The organism is Bacteroides ndongoniae (assembly GCF_900108345.1).
Classification (GTDB): Bacteria; Bacteroidota; Bacteroidia; order Bacteroidales; family Bacteroidaceae; genus Bacteroides; species Bacteroides ndongoniae.
In genome coordinates, this window is record NZ_FNVV01000014.1 from 1,907,739 (window position 1) to 1,925,960 (window position 18,222).

At 48.3% G+C, this 18,222-nt stretch carries 18 protein-coding genes; 10 read left to right on the plus strand and 8 right to left on the minus strand.

The annotated features are described in order from the left end of the window. Nucleotides 1-154 precede the first annotated feature (154 nt). From BQ5591_RS18580 to BQ5591_RS18600, 5 genes are all read right to left on the minus strand, one after another. Nucleotides 155-1,366 carry a primase-helicase family protein gene (locus BQ5591_RS18580; RefSeq protein WP_071150469.1) on the minus strand — a complete coding sequence of 404 codons (1,212 nt, stop codon included), beginning with the start codon at nt 1,364-1,366 and terminating at the stop codon, nt 155-157. 3 nt (nt 1,367-1,369) lie between these two features. Next, nucleotides 1,370-1,720 (minus strand): helix-turn-helix domain-containing protein, encoded by a 351-nt coding sequence (locus BQ5591_RS18585; protein ID WP_022352893.1) that lies wholly within the window; start codon nt 1,718-1,720, stop codon nt 1,370-1,372. A gap of 244 nt (nt 1,721-1,964) precedes the next feature. Next, on the minus strand, nt 1,965-2,372 hold the full coding sequence (locus tag BQ5591_RS18590) for a hypothetical protein (RefSeq protein WP_022352892.1): 408 nt from the start codon (nt 2,370-2,372) through the stop codon (nt 1,965-1,967). After that, nucleotides 2,351-3,907 (minus strand): RNA-binding domain-containing protein, encoded by a 1,557-nt coding sequence (locus tag BQ5591_RS18595; protein WP_071150470.1) that lies wholly within the window; start codon nt 3,905-3,907, stop codon nt 2,351-2,353. The genes BQ5591_RS18590 and BQ5591_RS18595 overlap by 22 nt, the downstream gene beginning before the upstream one ends. 10 nt (nt 3,908-3,917) lie before the next feature. Further along, on the minus strand, nt 3,918-5,168 hold the full coding sequence (locus tag BQ5591_RS18600) for a site-specific integrase (protein WP_071150471.1): 1,251 nt from the start codon (nt 5,166-5,168) through the stop codon (nt 3,918-3,920). Nucleotides 5,169-5,586: 418 nt separating this feature from the next. On the opposite strand from BQ5591_RS18600, the gene BQ5591_RS18605 reads away from it, so the two are divergent. Further along, nucleotides 5,587-5,877 carry a type II toxin-antitoxin system Phd/YefM family antitoxin gene (locus BQ5591_RS18605; protein WP_071150472.1) on the plus strand — a complete coding sequence of 97 codons (291 nt, stop codon included), beginning with the start codon at nt 5,587-5,589 and terminating at the stop codon, nt 5,875-5,877. After that, the gene (locus tag BQ5591_RS18610) at nt 5,865-6,140 is read left to right on the plus strand and encodes a Txe/YoeB family addiction module toxin (RefSeq protein WP_022161662.1); all 276 of its coding nucleotides are present in this window, start codon (nt 5,865-5,867) and stop codon (nt 6,138-6,140) included. The genes BQ5591_RS18605 and BQ5591_RS18610 overlap by 13 nt, the downstream gene beginning before the upstream one ends. Nucleotides 6,141-6,407: 267 nt before the next feature. On the opposite strand, the gene BQ5591_RS18615 is transcribed toward BQ5591_RS18610, so the two are convergent. Beyond that, entirely contained in the window at nt 6,408-8,699 is a 2,292-nt protein-coding gene (locus BQ5591_RS18615; RefSeq protein WP_071150473.1) for a TonB-dependent receptor, read from the minus strand. Between the two features lie 153 nt (nt 8,700-8,852). Between BQ5591_RS18615 and BQ5591_RS18620 the strand changes: the two genes are divergently transcribed. Both BQ5591_RS18620 and BQ5591_RS18625 read left to right on the plus strand, forming a co-directional pair. Next, nucleotides 8,853-10,196 (plus strand): sensor histidine kinase, encoded by a 1,344-nt coding sequence (locus tag BQ5591_RS18620; RefSeq protein ID WP_071150474.1) that lies wholly within the window; start codon nt 8,853-8,855, stop codon nt 10,194-10,196. Continuing rightward, nucleotides 10,193-10,894 (plus strand): response regulator transcription factor, encoded by a 702-nt coding sequence (locus tag BQ5591_RS18625; protein WP_071150475.1) that lies wholly within the window; start codon nt 10,193-10,195, stop codon nt 10,892-10,894. Before BQ5591_RS18620 ends, BQ5591_RS18625 begins: the two co-directional genes overlap by 4 nt. 84 nt (nt 10,895-10,978) lie before the next feature. On the opposite strand, the gene BQ5591_RS18630 is transcribed toward BQ5591_RS18625, so the two are convergent. Further along, nucleotides 10,979-11,782, minus strand: coding sequence for an EFR1 family ferrodoxin (locus BQ5591_RS18630; protein ID WP_071150476.1), 804 nt, complete (start codon nt 11,780-11,782; stop codon nt 10,979-10,981). Nucleotides 11,783-11,974: 192 nt separating this feature from the next. Between BQ5591_RS18630 and BQ5591_RS21960 the strand changes: the two genes are divergently transcribed. Next, nucleotides 11,975-13,195: a transglutaminase domain-containing protein gene (locus BQ5591_RS21960; RefSeq protein ID WP_071150477.1), complete on the plus strand. Its 1,221-nt coding sequence runs from the start codon at nt 11,975-11,977 to the stop codon at nt 13,193-13,195. Between the two features lie 23 nt (nt 13,196-13,218). Here BQ5591_RS21960 and tpx read toward each other — a convergent pair whose 3' ends face one another. After that, on the minus strand, nt 13,219-13,770 hold the full coding sequence (gene tpx, locus BQ5591_RS18640; RefSeq protein WP_205410656.1) for a thiol peroxidase: 552 nt from the start codon (nt 13,768-13,770) through the stop codon (nt 13,219-13,221). A 439-nt stretch (nt 13,771-14,209) separates the two neighbouring features. On the opposite strand from tpx, the gene BQ5591_RS18645 reads away from it, so the two are divergent. From BQ5591_RS18645 to BQ5591_RS18665, 5 genes are all read left to right on the plus strand, one after another. After that, the gene (locus BQ5591_RS18645) at nt 14,210-14,995 is read left to right on the plus strand and encodes a TerB family tellurite resistance protein (RefSeq protein WP_071150479.1); all 786 of its coding nucleotides are present in this window, start codon (nt 14,210-14,212) and stop codon (nt 14,993-14,995) included. A 24-nt stretch (nt 14,996-15,019) separates the two neighbouring features. Next, nucleotides 15,020-15,418 (plus strand): A1S_2505 family phage non-structural protein, encoded by a 399-nt coding sequence (locus BQ5591_RS18650; RefSeq protein WP_071150480.1) that lies wholly within the window; start codon nt 15,020-15,022, stop codon nt 15,416-15,418. A gap of 52 nt (nt 15,419-15,470) precedes the next feature. Further along, entirely contained in the window at nt 15,471-16,730 is a 1,260-nt protein-coding gene (locus BQ5591_RS18655) for a 3-phosphoshikimate 1-carboxyvinyltransferase (protein ID WP_071150481.1), read from the plus strand. 93 nt (nt 16,731-16,823) lie between these two features. Beyond that, nucleotides 16,824-17,255: a phospholipase gene (locus BQ5591_RS18660; RefSeq protein ID WP_071150482.1), complete on the plus strand. Its 432-nt coding sequence runs from the start codon at nt 16,824-16,826 to the stop codon at nt 17,253-17,255. A 97-nt stretch (nt 17,256-17,352) separates the two neighbouring features. Continuing rightward, a complete protein-coding gene (locus BQ5591_RS18665) occupies nt 17,353-18,201 on the plus strand; it encodes a metal ABC transporter permease (RefSeq protein ID WP_071150483.1) in 849 nt (282 codons plus the stop codon). Nucleotides 18,202-18,222 lie beyond the last annotated feature (21 nt).

Genomic DNA, 18,222 nt, shown 5'->3' on the forward strand with positions numbered 1-18,222 from the left:
TGACACTTCAACATCAACTCAACAAAGACCGATGAAAAAAGAAATAACTATTTCTCTTTTCAACAGTGCTTTTAAAAAGTTGAATGTTTGTTGAGAATATTATTCTCTTATACTCAGCAAGTTAGTATTATCTTTCAACAATTCAACAAAAGAATTAGAATTCATCCAGTTGTTTTCTGGTAATGGTGTAATAGCGTCCTACCCGTCTGATTGGTTCAAATCTCCTTTCTTTGTTACAGGCAAACAGATAAGTGGTATAAGTCAATCCGTTCGGAGCTGGAGCCAGTTTCCAGTCCTCGGTCACAATTTTCCTTAACCAATGCTTGTCAATTCTGACTTGGGAAAGATTCAGCAGGATAAGCAAGTCATTAAGACAAAAAGAAAAACTGTCTATTTCCATACACTCCATGATTTCCTTTATCAGCTCTGCAGCTTCCACCTCGTATTTACTTTTGTTGCAGCGTATAATTTTCAATAAGGCTGCTGTTTCCGTCTGTTTCGGTGAAAACCACATACGACTCACATTTTGAGTGGTCAATGTCCGATGCTGCAAAAAGTAAAGGAATGCCGGAATCTCCTCAATCAGTTTCTGTAAGAAGTGTGTATCGTCATTTTCCAGATGATGAATCTTCCTTACCCAATACCGTGTTTCTCCCGGATCGATAATTACAGGAAGTCTTTCGTTATTTGAACAAAGCACAAACTTGGCAAAGAAGGCAATCTCGTCACGGTCTTTGCCTTTTGCTTCCACTTTATAGGATAAAGTTGTACTCAGATTTTTCAACCGTTCCGAATCCTCCCTGCGGTTCAGCAATACCTCATCCACTACAATGATGAGTTTCCCTGCCCAATCCGAATTGAACTGACTGCGGAAATCTTCATTCGTATTAAAGGTTACATTATTGCGGAACATAGCTTTCAGGAAGTTTAGGAACGTACTCTTTCCCGTATTTCGTTCTTCCGATACTAACAACAGAATCGGCAATTTCTGAACAGGCTGCAAATAAAGGAGTTGCAAATAATCCATTCCCAATTCGTATTGCTCACCGAAAATATGGTGCAGTAAAGCTTGAATATGAGAGAAATCTCCTTCTTTTGGCTGGTGTCCTATCGGTTCATACAGATTCAGAAAATTATCAATCACTTGACGGTAGTTCACATGATCAGGTACAGTACAAAAGCCGTCATACTTTGGGACATTTGCCAGATAATCTTTACCATAATCCTGACGAAGTGTTTCATTGTTCCAGACAATACGCTTCTTTACGTAACCACCGTTCAAACGAGGTTGGTTCACTATTTTGTAGAGTGTCGTACCAACCCGAACAAACGGGCTCTCATTTCTCAATGTTTCATCCGTACTCATACCTTAGCGTTTACGTTTAAAACATTTCTGAATATTGGTCGCTGAATCACAACCTTCACTGCTGTTAGAAACCAATTGCTTGTGTGCCCATTCAATAAGAGCCTTCCGAGAAAAAACAAGTTTGTTTCCATACTTCATAAAGGGTATCTGTTCCTGCGAAGTCATTTTGTATAATTTCGCTTTTGAAGTCGGAAAGCCGTTATCCTCCAGCACTTTCAAGGCATTGGGCATACTTAACGTATCAGGTAAATCGGAACTGGATATTGCTTGTTGATTTCCTGAAAAGAATTTTGAAACCGCATTGAATACAGCTTCTTGAATCTGCTCCTCTGTTGCGACAATGATATTTGCCATAATCAAACATTTTAGGGGTTAAACAATAAGCTGTCGTCACAGCTATCTCAACGTTGATATGGCAAAGGAAATATAAAAATAAGAGCTTATAAAACAGGATAATATCTATATCAGCTATGCCAACAGCGGACATTTGATGTCATTTGAAGACATTTGCCAGACAGCATTTCAAGGCTTGGCAACAAATGGCTCGAATTGGCACTAATTGGCACAGTTAATATAGATGATAAAAGAAAATGTGATTTTATTGTTTTTGTTTGCGAAGCTGGTCAATTACCTCGTCTATATCGAAGAATTCCAGATTGGTGAATGATTTCTTGCTGGGCTTTATCAGACCGTCCTTTATCCATTTATTGACGGATGCTTGGGTTGTCTTCATCCATTTGGCTAAATGAACATTTGTAATCAGGTAACATCCGTTTAATTGCGTAACAGTATGTTTATTTGCTGAAAAGCCACGCTGTAAACGGTCTATCAACATATCAATATCTTTTTTAATGATTTTAGGTGCTGGTCTGTTTTCTTTGATGGTCAGTTCAATAGAATTCATGTCGAAGTTTGCCAACTGTGGTAGTTTGGATAACTCTTCGATGATATGACCAGCACATCGCAAATCTTGAATATGGAATGTTAATTGCTTCCGTCTTGGCATAGTAATAATGATTTTCCTTTTTCTGTGGTATAATATTTCTGCAAACGGCTGTTAGGCTTATCAGGAACAGTCATTGCCAACAATCCTTCAGCAATCAAAGGATTTATATATTTCCTCTTAAACTTTGTTCTATCACTAAAATTGAATAAAGCAATAATCTGAGTTAAAGAATTTTCAAGCAAGCATGCTTCCAATATAGTTTTTATCTCCTTTTGACTTAATGCTAACTTAGTGCCGACTTGCTGCCAACTTAGTGCCGACTTAGTGCCGACTTGTCGGTGACTTGTCGGTATATTTTCTGCAAACTCAAATTCTTTAGGGTCGCGATAAGTAATGGAAAAGACAAACTCCTCTCCACTATGAATCTCTATTTCAGAGTTTTCAAAGTATAACGGAGCATATTTCCGAATATTTTTCTGTCCAGATCCAAGCTCCTCAGCCCATTTCATTTCACGGAATACCTTTGTTATTAGCGGATTCTTTGTACGGGTACGCCAGTCATTTATATCTATATCCCCTGTTTGGAAAGGTTTTGTCCAATTCTCCGTTATGACCCGGTCACGGAATATGAGAAACTTATTGGTATATGAACTGATATATTCACGGTGCAGAAGGGTATTTGAAATTACTTCTCTGAATATCATTACCCGTAAATCCAAACGGTCTATACCATTATCTGCCAAACGGAACTTATCAGGCATGTTGCGTTGCACAAAATTCAGCAAACGGATATATGACTGAATCAAATTTACGCATATCATATCCCGGTCATTGTAACGGATATCAGGGTCAGTCGGAAGCGGATGCAAGAAACGCTCGTAAGATATGCTACGGTAAATGGCATCCGTACGATGCCACGGACAACAATTTAGAATAGTCTGTTCCTTACCAAATAAAAGAATGGCAGCCAACTTATATCCTTCTCTGTTTGTTCCCCGTTGTTTACCCCAAAACAGACTTTTCAGGAATTCTTCATTTGTCATGCTCAGCCACGGATGATTGGAGTTATGAATGGAAATGTGGCTGCGCATAATCTTGAACGATTCTTCATCCATATCTTCCAATGTTACATCGGGAAATACTTCATTCTCGGAAGATTCCTTTTCTTTTCGCATGAACATGTTCTTAACCAGATAAGTATGCTTTGACACATCATTGTCTGCATCACCCCAACGGTCAAAAAAACGGTTCTTATATCTATGTACCTGTTCACTCTCCGGCACATTCAGATACAAGATAATCTTACCGTCTATCTCTGTTTGCTCTGGCGTGATTGGCATTGGAGGAAGAAACTGTTCAGGATTATTCAGCGTATTGATAATACTTTTGGTCATATCTGTTACGCATTTAGGGTTAATTCCCAATATTGTACCATCATCATCCACCCCTAAAAAGATATATCCTCCCTCTGCATTCAGAAAAGAACATACCGTTTCATACACGGAAGCCGAAACCTTATCCGTGCATTTCTTAAATTCTACTTGCTTATTCTCACCATGCGAAAGCAAGTCCTTTATTTTATCTGTTGATAACATACAGTTTCTTTTATAATACTTTTACCGCTTCGTCTATTACACTACTGGCAAAACTATCCAAATAAGTATTGGTCGTTGCCAAATCACTGTGACCTAATATCTGTGAGATAACTTCACGTGGTACTTGATTGTCCTGTAAAGTCATAGCCATTGTATGACGACTCACATAGCTGGTCAGCTTCATGTCCGTAATCCCCAAAGTCTGCGCTAAGTTAGCCAAATTCTTGTTATTACGTCCAAAACGGCTACGAATATGATTATATAGTCGTTCCCCCTTGTACCCGGCAATGGAAACAATCGGCAACAAATAATCTTCCACTAATATAGTATGAGCAGCAAACCAATCCATCAATTCCTGAATTTCAGGAGTTATCTTAATCTGGATAGGTTTGACTTTCTTGGCTTCTTTTGTTTTATTCCGCTTATAGACAATATAATTTCCACCATTATAACGGACAATATTCTTCTTAGTCAGCAATGCTGCATCTATAAACGATATGCCATAGCAATAATAGGAAAAAAGGAACAGACGTCTGGCCAGTTCCTGGGCAGGACTTTCAACTACCGTGTGTTTCAATTTATCCATATCCTCATGTGGCAAATACCGCTTTGCTGTTTCTTCTTCCAAAGCAGCCACATTGAAACCTCCTTTTCCAAAAGGATAAGTGCTTTCCGACGCTTCTTTATCTTGAATAGCCTTGTTTAAGATTGCACGCAGAGCTTTGAAATAAAATTTCCGGGTATTTCCCTTACATTCCCGTTTCTGAAGAAACACATCGAAAGCCTTTACATATTTAATGTCAATCTCAGAAAATACTTTCTTATCAAACTTATTATCAAACAATTCAAGCATATGCAGGGTGCGACTATAACAAACAGAATTACCCACATGTCCCGTTTCTTTCAATGTAGTTATCACTGTATTGAAATAATCTTTCACATTTCCTTTCGAAATTTTCCCCACAAAAGCATCTTCAAATTGATTCAAGGTCCAGTCAATACCATCAACCTCAAAATCACGAAAGACCGCATTTACACGAGTTTCTATTTCAGACAGCTTCGCATTATACTCCTTGTATTTAGGCACAAGTTTCTTGTCTGTAACAAAACGATCGTTGGCAGTATTCCACTGCTCAGGAGTTGCAAGCAAACCTGTTTTAATGTACTTTCGCTTTCTGTCTTTAGTAATGCGTAAAGTTACAGCCGTTTTTCCATCCTTGCCTGCATTATACTCTAACAACATGAATTTATAATGTGCCATACTCCAATACTTTTAGCGTTTCATTGATTTTGCTTTTGTTTGAATGACACAAATATGACACATTTTTCCGAAACTACCAACAAAAAGAAGAAAATCAATAGAAAATAAGCATTTGATGCTCAGTAGTATAAGTTCTGAAAATCAAAGAGATAGAAAAATATGAAGATTTAAAATCGGCTCCTGGGGGGCGTGTGGTCGCTGGTTCGAATCCAGTCACCCCGACTGGTAAAAAAGCATTGATAATCTGATGATTGTCGATGCTTTTTTGTTTTTAGGCATATTGCTGTAAGCGGCGGTTTAATCGAGGAAAGGGAGATCTGATAAAAAGGTGTTCTTTCTTTATATCTAATAATTAACTATTTATATTTGTAAGTACGCAAATAAGTACATATCTTTGCGTACTTACAAAGGAGAATTTATGAGGACAGCCAATTTCACAGATTTAAGAGCCAACCTGAAAAGCTACATTGATGCAGTCATTGATGATTATGATACCGTAGTTATCAATCGCGGGAATGGTAAAGGGGTAGTGATGATTTCTTTGGATGAATATAATTCGCTAAAAGAAACAGAATACCTTATGTCGTCGCCCGATACAATGGAAGCAATACATAAAGGTGAAGAGGATATTAAAAACGGTAATTCTATATCCCAGAATGAAGGTGAAAGCATAGAAGATTTCTTAAAACGGGCAGCATGTACAGAATAACATTGTCAGAACAGGCACGGAAAGAATATCTATACTTCACGCAAAGTGGCAACAAGGTTATCTTGAATAAAATTCAAACCCTATTGGAAGATATAGCCGAACACCCTTATACCGGGATAGGAAAACCAGAACCACTTAAATATGAACTGGCTGGAAAATGGTCAAGAAGAATCAATGCCGAGCATAGAATTGTTTACTCCGTGCATGATGATATAATAGAGGTTTATATATTCTCCATGAGATATCATTACACAAAGAAATAGAAACAAGACATATTCCAATTAAAGAAAGAGGGTGTCAAAATGTATGTTCATGTACATTTTGACACCCTCAAGATTTTATACTGAGCCCAAATACTTTCTTAATAGATTTCCGTTTATTCTCTAACTATGAGAAGAGCATTCTCATAACTGTGAGAAGAGTTTTCTCATACCTATGAGAATGGCTTTCTCACAACTATGAGAAACAGAGAAGACAAAAGGGAAAATATTGCTAACATAGCTGCCAAGGAAAAATCACTCTTTAACTTCTCAATAGCCGAAGCGCGACGTATCCACATCCTTGTGTTCCTTCGCCTTGTAGCCACCGAATTTATAAGTAAACGAAAGGGATAGGAAGCGACTGTCCGCGTGCTGGTTTATCTCGAACCGTTGCCCTCTGTCATTCACACGGGCATTAGGTGTCGCACTGTTGAACAGGTCGTTACCCGTCAGGCGGAGTTCGGCTTTCTGGTCGGCAGAGGTCCATTTCAGTCCGGCATCGACTTTCCAAACAGAAGACAAATCGTAATTCCCCTGAACGGAAGGACTGACATACAATCCGTTCAACTCCAGACTGATGGCCGGCTTTGAGGATAGCCGGAAGGTATTGTTCAGCATCACGATTCCTCGCCAAATGCGGTTATCGAAACCGATGGCATGATAATCCTTGCAGGCATCCCTGAGGTAGGAGCCGTTCAGCGTAAGACGGGAGTTCCAAACGTTGCCGACCGTGAACGGAACAATCACCGAAAGACCGAAGCTCTGCTCGTAATCGTAATTCACCGTCTGATAAATCATCGTCAGTTCGTCGGGGCTTTGGTAGGCCAACTGGGCAAACAAGTCTTTTACATGGGTATAATACAGGCTGAAGATGTATTTGCTTTTCAGGATGTAGGTCAGGTCGGCAGTATAGTCCGTCGAAGGGCGCAGGCCGGGATTTCCTACAACCTTAGCATAACCGTTGAGGTAACTCGTGGCGTCCTGCATACTCCAATAGTCGGGATAGGCCTTATCTGAAGAGAAAGAAAGCTGGAAGATGTGGGAACTTGACGGGATATAGTTCAGCTGCATGGAGGGATAAACAGCCCACTGCTTGTAATCGGCCAAGCGGTAATATTCCCCGGCAGCGGACAGAGAGAGCGACAGACGCTCGCCAAAGGCTTTCTCCAGCCCGGCATAGAAGTTGTAGGTCCGTTCGTCCAGCTTCGTCTCAGAATTCAGTGGTGACATGTCCCCTCCTTCCTGGGCGTGATAGAACTGGGAGCTTTCGTCGTTGGCAAAAGAAAAGTTGATGCCGTAGTTCAGACTCCAATCCTGGGGCAGGACGTGCGTCTGGCCTGCATAGACATTCCATCGGTTGATGCGCTGACGGCTGTCGGCCGAAAAGTTCTGTTCGTCCTCACTTGTCCGATTGCTGAACTCCTGCACACTTGGATAGGAATAACAGGTGTAATCCACGCCAATGTTCATTCCCCAACGTGCTGTATAGTAGAGGGTAAAGTTGTGCATCTGCTCGTCTCCTTTCCGGACGTTGGACGATTCCGACAAGATGCCCTCCGAGTTTTCAACCGTCCGCAGACTGGGAGTAATGGCTGCCGTATAAGCCATATTCAAATGATCGTTCTCGGTTATCCGGTACTCCAAGGAAGTGCGGACGTTGTGGGTCAGCTTTCTTCTCAACCCGGTGTTGTATTGCTCCACATCGTGTACCACGTTGTCCAGCGTATGGTGGGAGATAAAATCGTACCCCGTCCGCCGTTTGGTATAGTCAGCAGCATAAAGTACATCCGCCGTCACCTTTCGCCCTCCGAAGGAAAAGTTCATGCGCCCGTTGCCCTGCGTATAGCGAGCTTGTGTAAAGTCGGCTCCGACTTCCCCGCGCAGGAAAGTGTCTTCGGACTTCCGGTCCTTCAGCACCAGATTGATAACCGCCCCTCGCACCCGGTATTTGGCTGGCGCGCTGTACATCACCTCTGCCTTCTCCACATTGCTGACAGGCGTACTTTTCAGCAGACTTACCAGTTGCTCGCTTGACATGGACGAGGGGTGCCCGTTCAGTATCACCGTCACGCTTCCTGCTCCAATCAGGCTCAGGCTTCCGCCCTGCTCCAATACGCCCGGCAGGCGAGTCAAGGCTTCGTAGGCATTGTTTGCCGTCGTCTTTTCGGCCAAGGCTTCCACATCGTAGGTCAAGGCACCGTTCTCCGCTTTCACCAAAGGGCGTTGGGCACTGACCACCACTTCATTCAAGGCATAGGCATCCTGTTCGTCCATGGTTACCGTGCCGACATTGCCCGACGAGTCATAATCCTTCACCACACTCTTATAAAGCAGGTGTTGGAAAATCAAGCGGTATTGCTTCATTTCCCGATGAAAGACGAAACGGCCCAACGAATCGGTAGTTACGCCATCAACAAATACAGAGTCCGGTGTCTGCATCACTACCGTTGCACCCTCAATCGGACATTGGTCCTTATCCGCCACACTTCCTCTTATCTCTTGCGCAGCCAAGCGAGTAGCTGCCACGATCAAACTTACCGTCAGAATAACAATCTGTTTCATAAAGCATTCATTTATTTTGTTTTCATGCCGCAAAGTAACGGCCTTTACGGCAGAAAGCTGGTTATGGCTTCGTTATGCTTTCCTTATATTATTGTTAGGAAACACCCGATTGTTAAGAGATTGTTATATCTTTGCCGACAAATCAAGACACTTATGCCCGGCAAATACATCAAAATACTCACCTTTCTGAGCCTGATTATCATCGTAGCCATCCAAGGCTCGTGGCTGGTCCACACTTACCGGATGATAGAAGCAGAACTGTTGCAGGTCAGCAACCGTCTGTTCCCGCAGGCTGTTGTAGACGAGGCCAAAACACGTCTTGACCGGCTAAGCGATACCCAAGATGAAGATATCACCCTCAGTTTTTCTACGAATTTCGACTATGAAAGAGAAATCGACCAGACGCTGTTCGAATATCTGGCGGTACTCACCAACCATTATGCCGACTCCATTTACCACTCATCCATCTCCTTGCCGCTGGCCGACTCCATCTTTACAGCCCGTCTGGCGCAAGAAGGGTATCAGGCCCAAGTGAAATGCCAGCTGGTCGACTCTCTTGGTGCGCCTCTTCAGGAAAAGATTGCTTCTGCCTGGAAACATCCGTTCAAGGTGCTTCAGACTAATCCTGTCTATTTGAACAGGGAACATACACAAGCCGTCCGGGCCACCATCCTGAACCCTTATTGGATTGCCTTCCGGCAGATGGGCGTCCTGCTCGTAGCTACCGCCCTGCTGCTGGTATTCGTGGCCGGATGCATCGTCTATCAGATACGCATCATCATTCGCCAAGACCGGATAGCCCGCCTGCGGCAGGACTTCACCTACGCCATGATTCACGACATGAAGACGCCCATCACCACCATCTCCATGACCGGACATACGTTGGAAAGCGGTCTGTTGGACCGGAATCCCGAACTGAAGAAACAGTATTTCTCCATCCTGCACGAAGAGAGTGCCCACCTGCTCGATCTGTCCGAGAAAATTCTGACCATCGCCAAGCTGGAGCAGTCGCGCCTGAAGTTGGCACAAGAGCCGGTCAACCTGTCTGCCCTGTTCGACGAGCTGACACAGAAATACCGGATCCAGACCGACAAGGAAGTACCCCTTGAAACCCATTGCCCGGACTCCCTCATGGTAACAGCCGATGCCGAATACCTGAAGGAAGCCCTTAGCAACCTGATAGACAATTCGCTGAAGTATTCCGACGAATGTGTCACCATCCGCCTCTCTGCCGAAGAGCAAAACCGCCACGTCCTCATCCGGGTGTGGGATAACGGCTGGGGCATTCCGCTGAAACAGCAGAAGCACATCTTTGAAAAGTTCGACCGCGGCGGACTGGAATACAAGAAAGAGAAGAAAGTGTCCGGCTTCGGCCTGGGGCTGAACTTTGTCTACAAAGTCATCACGGCCATGGGCGGAAGCGTTTCGGTAAACAGTATAGAAGGCAAGTTCAGTGAATTCACACTGACGCTGCCTGTTCAAGACAAGAAATTATGATACGAGTATTGCTGGTAGAAGACGACAAGAATCTGTGCTTCATCCTGAAGAGCAGCCTGGAGCAGATGATAGGCGGTTACGAAGTAGCCACCGCCCCCAACGGCCGGGAGGGGCTGGAACTGCTGGAGCAGAAGGAGTTCGACGTGATTGTGTCCGACGTAGAGATGCCGGTCATGGACGGCATGACCATGGTGCAGCACATCCGTCAGCGCTATCCCCGGCTGGCCGTCATCTTCATCACGGGACTGACGACTGCACGCGACGTCATCAACGGCTATCAGTCGGGCGCCGACTTCTACATCAAGAAGCCTTTCCTGCCCGAAGAGCTGAATGCCCATATCCGGGCTGTGCTGAAGATAAAACAGAGTGCCCCTGCCCCACAGACCGTGGACGTTCCCGCAGAAGAAGGATATGCCATCGGCAGTTATCGTTTCCTGCCCTCGCAACACCTGCTCTGCCACGGCACGAAGCGCCAGGCGTTGACACCCAAAGAAGCAAAAATACTCGAAATGCTCTGCCGCCGAAAAGGACAAGTAGTCCAGCGCGACGACATCCTGACCACCGTATGGGAAACAGCCGACTTCTACTCTTCGCGCAGCCTGGACGTCTTCATCACCAAGCTCCGCAAGTATCTTTCCCAAGACTCCACCGTCACACTCAAATCGCTGAAAGGTGTTGGTGTCTGCCTAGAAGACTAAGCCTCGTCACCCTTCAACGAAGTACGGCATGAGGATCACGAAACACTGTGTCAGGAAAACATAAAGAACAGGAACTGTACACCTCTATTTAGGGCACGTGTAATAGCCTTTGCCCTGAGTCTTCGAGCCGTAGGCAATGGCATGCGTGGGGCAATAATGGTAACAAGCCAGGCAGTTGAGGCACCGACCGTTCCAGACGGGCATGTGTTTGCCCTCACGACGGGGATGCACAGCCGTCAGCATAATGTTATCCACGGGACAAATCTCCGCGCAACGGCCGCAACCGATACAGGCGTCTGCGTCGGCACGGAACGCCTTGTCCGACGTCATGAAGCGGGCGAACAGCGGATAAATTACGTTGTTTTTCAGTCCCGGCAACGTACCTCTCCAGGTAAAATCGCCCCGCACTCCCGCCTTGATTTGCTCCGCTACCTGTCGGACGGCGGCTGGAGCGGCAGCCAGCTTGCGGTCGCGCACTTCTGCCTTGTCTACATCGAAGCCGGGAAAGAGGACGTACGTATTGGGCATGAAGACTGTGAAGCCGGCATCAGCCCGTAGTCCTGCCCGACTCACCGTTTCACCCCACATGCGGTACAGGCGGCCTGCATCGTCGCCACAGGTTGCCAGCAGGCCGACGTAGTTTCGCCCGGGCACATAGCCCTGCACGTCCATCGACGCCAGCACGCCCGCCAGATACTTGGGAAGTCCCCACGAATGCACGGGGAAGACGAAGAACAGCGGTTCGCCCTCAGCCAACGTCACCGTCAGCCGTTCTGCTCCCGGCCTCATGTACAGGCCCATATCCATCACCGGCTGACCGCCCAACTCCCGGGCCAGCATAGCCGCCACATAACGGCTGTTTCCTGTTGCAGAAAAATAGAGTATCATAACGTTTCTATAACAACAACATGCCCCGTTCGTTCATCCGCGGGACTTCTGCCGACAAAAATAAGGATTAATTCTTGTAGAAACATATCCAACAAGTTTTAATCCATCTGAATACTTGAACATTTCATTTATTATCGATTACTTTGTAGCCTGAACAATCCTATTTACAACCATTTTTTAACAGAACCCACAATGAAAAGACTGAAAGGAAACCTGTTGATTTTACTTTTAAGTTTAGCCTGCTTCACAAGCCTGTCGGCACAAACCGATGCCGAACGGAAGTTTCTGGCCTCTACCGACTCGCTGAACACACAGTTTATCAACGCATATACCGGGAAGGACTATCCGGCTGCCGAAGCCCTCTGCCAAAAGGTTATTGACCTCTACGACGCACATGCGTCGCAACTGGCCGAAGGCTATGCTTACGTCAAATACTCCTATTACTATAACATGGCCAGCGTCCAGGCAATACGGGGGAAAAAGCAAGAAGCCGTCAGCAGCCTGCTCAAATCCCTGAACAGCAATAAGATGGAAGTCAGCTACAACAGGGTAGTCAATGATGAGGACCTGAAAGACATTCTGGACGCACCTGAACTACAGCCCGCCCTGCAGCGACTGAAAGAGACCACCGATTACCTCTATATCCTGCAAAATGCGCCGGAATACACCCGCACGCAGCCGGCCGACAGCCTGCCCCGGATTGTCTATGCGCAGGCCGACGAACCCGACTTGAAGCGCGTCCGTAACTATTTCCGGCTGGACAGCGTGGCCGTGGCGGGCGACGAACTGGCCACCATCAAAGGTATCCTGACCTATATCCACGACAAGATACGCCACGACGGCGGGAACGGCAATCCGACAGGTGGAAACAACTCCATCAACTTTGCCGAGGCCTGCAAGGACGGCAGCCGGGGCCTGAACTGCCGCGGACTGGCCACGGTGCTGAACGAGTGTTACCTGTCGATGGGTATCCCATCGCGCGTCATCACCTGCATGCCGAAGACGTACATCAGCGACTGCCATGTCATCAACGCCGTTTATTCGTCCACCCTCGGCAAGTGGCTTTGGATAGACCCCACGAACAACGCTTGGGTGACCGACGAACAGGGCAACCTGCTGAGCGTGCAGGAAGTGCGTGCACGCCTCAGAAGTGGGCAGCCCGTCCGGGTGAACGAAGAGGCCAACTGGAACAATGAAAAGAAGACTACGACAGAAGACTATCTGTACGAATACATGGCCAAGAACCTGTTCTATCTGGAAAGCTGGACACGCTACGGGTTCAATACGGAAAGCGACTATGAGAATCTCATCAACTACATCTTCCTGCAACCCACCGGCTGCGACAGCAGTCAACGGAATTCGAGGAACCTGTCCGTCAACGACGACCAGTACTTCTGGCAGGCTCCCCGATAAAAAGAAGGCTCAAGTGCCTATCGCTACAACGCCTTCAGAGCAGCCTCGTAGTCAGGTTCGTCAGAAATCACTTTGACCAGCTGCGTGTAGCGCACCTTGCCGTCCTCGCCTATCACCACGACTGCACGGGCCATCAGCCCTTCCAGCGGACCGTCGGCCAGGCGAAGGCCATAGCCTTCTACAAAATCATGGCTGCGGAACAACGAGAGCGGCACTACGTTTTCCAGCCCCTCGGTGGTGCAGAAGCGTGACTGTGCAAAGGGCAAGTCCATCGACAGACAGAGTACCACGGTGTTCTCCAGTTCCGAAGCGCGAGCGTTGAACTGACGGACGGACATGGCACACGTCGGCGTGTCGAGGCTGGGGAAGATATTCAGTATCACACGTTTCCCGCGATAAGACGACAGGCCGACTTCCTCCAGCGCAGCATTCACCGCCCGGAAGTCGGGTGCCTCCTGACCTACTTCCACCATCGGCCCACAGGTATGAGCCTCGAACCCACGACAAATCACAATTTCTCTTTTTTCTCCCTCCGGATTTCCATTTCTAACTCCGGCTGTAGTATCAACTGGCATTGAAGCCAATGTAAAAGCTGTTCCCATACTTACGATAAATTGAAAGATATTCATAAAATAGTTTTTTCCTTTATCAACAATCTCACCCGCCATTTGGTTGCATGCCACAAAGGAAATACCTACATTTGCAAAAATAAAAAGCAAGAAACCGGTTCGCCCGTACCCGAAAAAGGGACAACGGAACGTAGTCGAAATTCCCTCGCCCGAAAGGCCGATATACGACGCTTGCACGGCTCACGAGAGACACTTGCACGGCTCGCGAGCAACACTTGCACGGCTCACGAGCAACACTTGCACGGCTCAGAAGGCCTATAGGGAAGTACTAGGACAAGGTTGTTAACAGATTGTTTACCAACTAAATACGTCCTATCAAGCAAGAATCGGGAAACGGAACCGGAAAACAGGAAAAATGAACATTTAAAAAACATCAGAAAGAACTATGGGAGCAGGAAAATGGATTGGCGGCATCATCGGCTTTATGGCCGGAGGACCGCTGGGCGCACTGGCAGGATTTGCAGTAGGGTCGTTGTTCGACCTCGACCGCCCCGCCACACAAGGCAGTTATTACGGTGACGAATATCAGACGGCCAACGACACATACCGGGGACAGCGCAACAGCTTTCTCTTCTCCATGCTTGTCATGGCGTCGTACATCATCAAGGCCGACGGTCGCATCATGCACAGCGAAATGGAGTACGTACGCAACTTTCTGCGCACCAATTTCGGCGAAGCAGCCGTCAGCGAAGGACAGCAGATTCTGCTGAACCTCTTCGAACAGCGCAAGCGTATGGACAGTCAGGATCCGATGGCCTTCAAGAATACGATACACGACTGCGGACAGCAGATAGCCGCTAACCTGAGCTATGAAGAACGGTTGCAACTGCTCGCCTTCCTGGCCAATATTGCCAAAAGTGACGGCCACGTCTGCACGGCAGAGTTAGAGGCACTGAAGGAAGTAGCCATTTACATGGGACTGTCGGCGAAAGAAGTGGAGTCGATGCTCAACATGGGCGGCACTTCGCTGGAAGAAGCCTACAAAGTGCTCGAAATCGATCCATCGGCCTCCAACGACGAAGTACGTGCCGCGTATCGCCGCCTTGCCCTGAAGCACCACCCCGACCGCGTAGCTACGCTGGGCGAAGACATCAAGAAGGCAGCCGAAGAGAAATTCCAAAGTATCAACAATGCCAAGGAACTGATTTACAAAGCCCGAGGCATGAAATAAGCAACACCCTTAAAAACAATCGCCATGAACGGAAGAATCACGTCACCCCGCATCACCGAGTTGCAGCCCGGTGAAATATTCGTTTTCGGAAGCAACCTCGAAGGCCACCACGGCGGAGGTGCCGCACTGCTGGCCTGGAAAAAGTGGGGAGCCATCTGGGGTCAGGGCGCCGGCCTGCAAGGACAGACCTACGGCATCCCGACCATGCACGGAGGCCCCGACCGCATCAAGCCTTATGTGGACGAATTCATCAGCTTCGCCCGCCAACATCCCGAACTGACATTCCTCGTCACCGAAATAGGCTGCGGCATTGCCGGATTCCGTCCTGCCGAAATAGCTCCGCTGTTCCGTGATGCTGTCGATGTAGAAAACATACACTTGCCACAGAGGTTTTGGGAGGTGCTACAACCTGCCGCACAGTAATCCGCAAACGAACACTCATTTTATACGATAACCCTTTAGCAAATACAACCCTATGCAATACCTACTGACCCGCCCCGACAGCCTGAACGCCACCATACAGCTGCCTGCTTCGAAAAGCATCAGCAACCGTGCCCTTATCCTGCACGCCCTCTCGGGCGGCACGACACTGCCCGCCAATCTGAGCGACTGCGACGACACGCGCGTCATGGTTCGTGCCCTCGACGGACATCCCCAACACATCGACATCATGGCTGCCGGAACCGCCATGCGCTTCCTCACCGCTTACCTCAGTGTGACGCCCGGCACACGTGTCATCACCGGCACCGAGCGTATGCAGCAACGTCCCATCCGCATCTTGGTGGACGCCCTGCGCACACTGGGAGCACAAATCGATTACATCGGCAACGAAGGATTTCCGCCCCTGCGCATTACCGGCAGCCGCCTGCAAGGACACGAAATCGAACTGGCTGGAAACGTCAGCTCGCAATACATATCGGCCCTGTTGATGATAGGCCCCGTACTGCCCCGCGGACTGGAACTGCACCTGACGGGCGACATCATCTCGCGCCCCTACATCAACCTGACCCTGCAACTGATGCACAGCTTCGGAGCCAACGCCCAATGGACCGCCCCCGACCGCATCAAGGTAGAGCCGGGCAGTTACCAGGACGTCCCCTTCACGGTAGAAAGCGACTGGAGCGCCGCTTCCTACTGGTACGAAATGCTGGCCCTTTGGAGTAGTGATGCCGACGACTCCGTCGCCGCCCCCTGCATCGAACTGCCCGGCCTGCTGCCACACAGCCATCAGGGCGACAGTCGCGGAGCCGAAGTCTTTGCCCGACTGGGCATCCACACTGAATACACGGCACAAGGCGTACGCCTGACCCGTACATCCACCTGTGCCGACCGCCTCGACGAAGACATGACCGACATCCCCGACCTGGCACAAACCTTCGTCGTGACCTGCTGTCTGAAAGGTATCACCTTCCGCTTCACAGGTCTGCAAACCCTGAAAATCAAGGAAACCGACCGCATCTGCGCCCTCATCACCGAGTTGCGCAAACTGGGTTACGTGGTACGCTCCGAGCAAGACAGCATCCTGACATGGGACGGCGAACGCTGCCCCGCCTCCGACGCTCCCGCCATCGACACCTACGAAGACCATCGCATGGCCATGGCCTTTGCCCCGGCCTGCCTGGTGCGTCCCGACATCCGCATCAACAATCCGCAGGTAGTGTCCAAGTCGTACCCCAACTACTGGAAAGACCTGCAAGTGGCAGGTTTCCGCATCACCGAAGGCACGGAAAGCTGAAAAGGCCGGTGTGTTTCCGCTTTTTTAAGGCCGTCATGCCTCTTCATACCCAAATTCTATGTATCTTTGCGGCACTCTATATATGAATAAGGTATGTGGATACTGATTGTTAGTCTGATAGTCCTGGCCGTGGTAGCAGCCGTAGCCGGAATGATACGCAACCGCCGCCTGCGCCGTCAGTTAGAAAGCGGAGAACTCGAAGCCATGCCCGAAGTGGTCGAGGTGGACAGTGAATGCTGCGGACAGCACGAAGTCTGCGAGAAAGAAAGCCTGCTGGCAGCCGTCAGCCGGAAAATAGAATACTACGACGACGAAGAACTGGACAAGTACGCCGGCGTGGCACCCGACTCCTATACGCCTCAGCAGGAAGATGAATTCCGCGACATCTTCTACACCATGCAGGACGAAGACGTGGCCGGCTGGGTACGCAGCCTGCAACTGCGCGGCATCGCCCTGCCGGACAACCTGAAGGACGAAGTATTCCTCGTTGTCGGCGAACTGAGAGCCAACCCGCACAAGAAGTAAAGAGTTAAAAGGAGGCAAATGGAACAAGAAGGAACCGAAAGCCAATACAGACCTTCACCATCAACCATTTACCATTCATCATTTACCATTAAAAATCATGGATCTGTTGCAATACACCTTCTTCCAACATGCCCTCATCGGCAGCCTGCTGGCAAGCATTGTCTGCGGCATGGTGGGCACGTACATCGTCACCCGTCGGCTGGTTTTCATCAGCGGTGGTCTGACCCACGCCTCGTTCGGAGGCATCGGACTGGGGCTGTACACCGGCTTCCCGCCTATCCTTTCCGCCGCCTTGTTTGCAGTGCTGTCGGCCTTCGGTGTCGAATGGCTCAGCAAGCGGAAAGACATGCGCGAAGACTCGGCCATTGCCGTCTTCTGGACACTGGGCATGGCGCTGGGCATCATATTCACCTTCCTTTCGCCCGGTTTTGCCCCCGACCTCTCGGCCTACCTGTTTGGCAACATCCTCACCATCACGCTGGCCGACATAGCCCTGCTGGCAGCACTGGCCGCCGTGCTCACGCTGTTTTTTGTGCTCTACCTGCGGCCCATTGTTTACGTAGCCTTCGACCGCGAGTTCGCCCGCTCACAAGGCATCCCCGTGCAACTGTTCGAATACGCAATGATGATGTTCATCGCCCTGTCCATCGTAGCCTGCCTGCGCATGGTGGGCATTGTGCTTGTCATCTCGCTGCTCACCATTCCGCAGATGACGGCCAATCTGTTTTCGTACCGCTTTCACCAGATAATCTGGCTGTCCATCGGTATAGGTTACCTCAGCTGCTTGGGCGGACTGCTGATTTCGTTCTACCTCAACGTGCCGTCGGGAGCCTCCATCATCTTCTTTTCCATTATTATCTATGCACTTTGCAAGGCAGGAAAGAGTTTTTGGCTATATTTGCGGAAGAAAGCTACACCCGCCGCATCGCAAGGCAAAAAGCAGTAAGTCTGTTGCCGGAAGCAAAAG

What these genes read in the sequence shown, in the direction of transcription:
- BQ5591_RS18580 (WP_071150469.1), bottom strand. Translation starts at nt 1,366, where the DNA reads ATGAGTACGGATGAAACATTGAGAAATGAGAGCCCGTTTGTTCGGGTT.
- BQ5591_RS18585 (WP_022352893.1), bottom strand. Translation starts at nt 1,720, where the DNA reads ATGGCAAATATCATTGTCGCAACAGAGGAGCAGATTCAAGAAGCTGTA.
- BQ5591_RS18590 (WP_022352892.1), bottom strand. Translation starts at nt 2,372, where the DNA reads ATGCCAAGACGGAAGCAATTAACATTCCATATTCAAGATTTGCGATGT.
- BQ5591_RS18595 (WP_071150470.1), bottom strand. Translation starts at nt 3,907, where the DNA reads ATGTTATCAACAGATAAAATAAAGGACTTGCTTTCGCATGGTGAGAAT.
- BQ5591_RS18600 (WP_071150471.1), bottom strand. Translation starts at nt 5,168, where the DNA reads ATGGCACATTATAAATTCATGTTGTTAGAGTATAATGCAGGCAAGGAT.
- BQ5591_RS18605 (WP_071150472.1), top strand. Translation starts at nt 5,587, where the DNA reads ATGAGGACAGCCAATTTCACAGATTTAAGAGCCAACCTGAAAAGCTAC.
- BQ5591_RS18610 (WP_022161662.1), top strand. Translation starts at nt 5,865, where the DNA reads ATGTACAGAATAACATTGTCAGAACAGGCACGGAAAGAATATCTATAC.
- BQ5591_RS18615 (WP_071150473.1), bottom strand. Translation starts at nt 8,699, where the DNA reads ATGAAACAGATTGTTATTCTGACGGTAAGTTTGATCGTGGCAGCTACT.
- BQ5591_RS18620 (WP_071150474.1), top strand. Translation starts at nt 8,853, where the DNA reads ATGCCCGGCAAATACATCAAAATACTCACCTTTCTGAGCCTGATTATC.
- BQ5591_RS18625 (WP_071150475.1), top strand. Translation starts at nt 10,193, where the DNA reads ATGATACGAGTATTGCTGGTAGAAGACGACAAGAATCTGTGCTTCATC.
- BQ5591_RS18630 (WP_071150476.1), bottom strand. Translation starts at nt 11,782, where the DNA reads ATGATACTCTATTTTTCTGCAACAGGAAACAGCCGTTATGTGGCGGCT.
- BQ5591_RS21960 (WP_071150477.1), top strand. Translation starts at nt 11,975, where the DNA reads ATGAAAAGACTGAAAGGAAACCTGTTGATTTTACTTTTAAGTTTAGCC.
- tpx (WP_205410656.1), bottom strand. Translation starts at nt 13,770, where the DNA reads ATGCCAGTTGATACTACAGCCGGAGTTAGAAATGGAAATCCGGAGGGA.
- BQ5591_RS18645 (WP_071150479.1), top strand. Translation starts at nt 14,210, where the DNA reads ATGGGAGCAGGAAAATGGATTGGCGGCATCATCGGCTTTATGGCCGGA.
- BQ5591_RS18650 (WP_071150480.1), top strand. Translation starts at nt 15,020, where the DNA reads ATGAACGGAAGAATCACGTCACCCCGCATCACCGAGTTGCAGCCCGGT.
- BQ5591_RS18655 (WP_071150481.1), top strand. Translation starts at nt 15,471, where the DNA reads ATGCAATACCTACTGACCCGCCCCGACAGCCTGAACGCCACCATACAG.
- BQ5591_RS18660 (WP_071150482.1), top strand. Translation starts at nt 16,824, where the DNA reads ATGTGGATACTGATTGTTAGTCTGATAGTCCTGGCCGTGGTAGCAGCC.
- BQ5591_RS18665 (WP_071150483.1), top strand. Translation starts at nt 17,353, where the DNA reads ATGGATCTGTTGCAATACACCTTCTTCCAACATGCCCTCATCGGCAGC.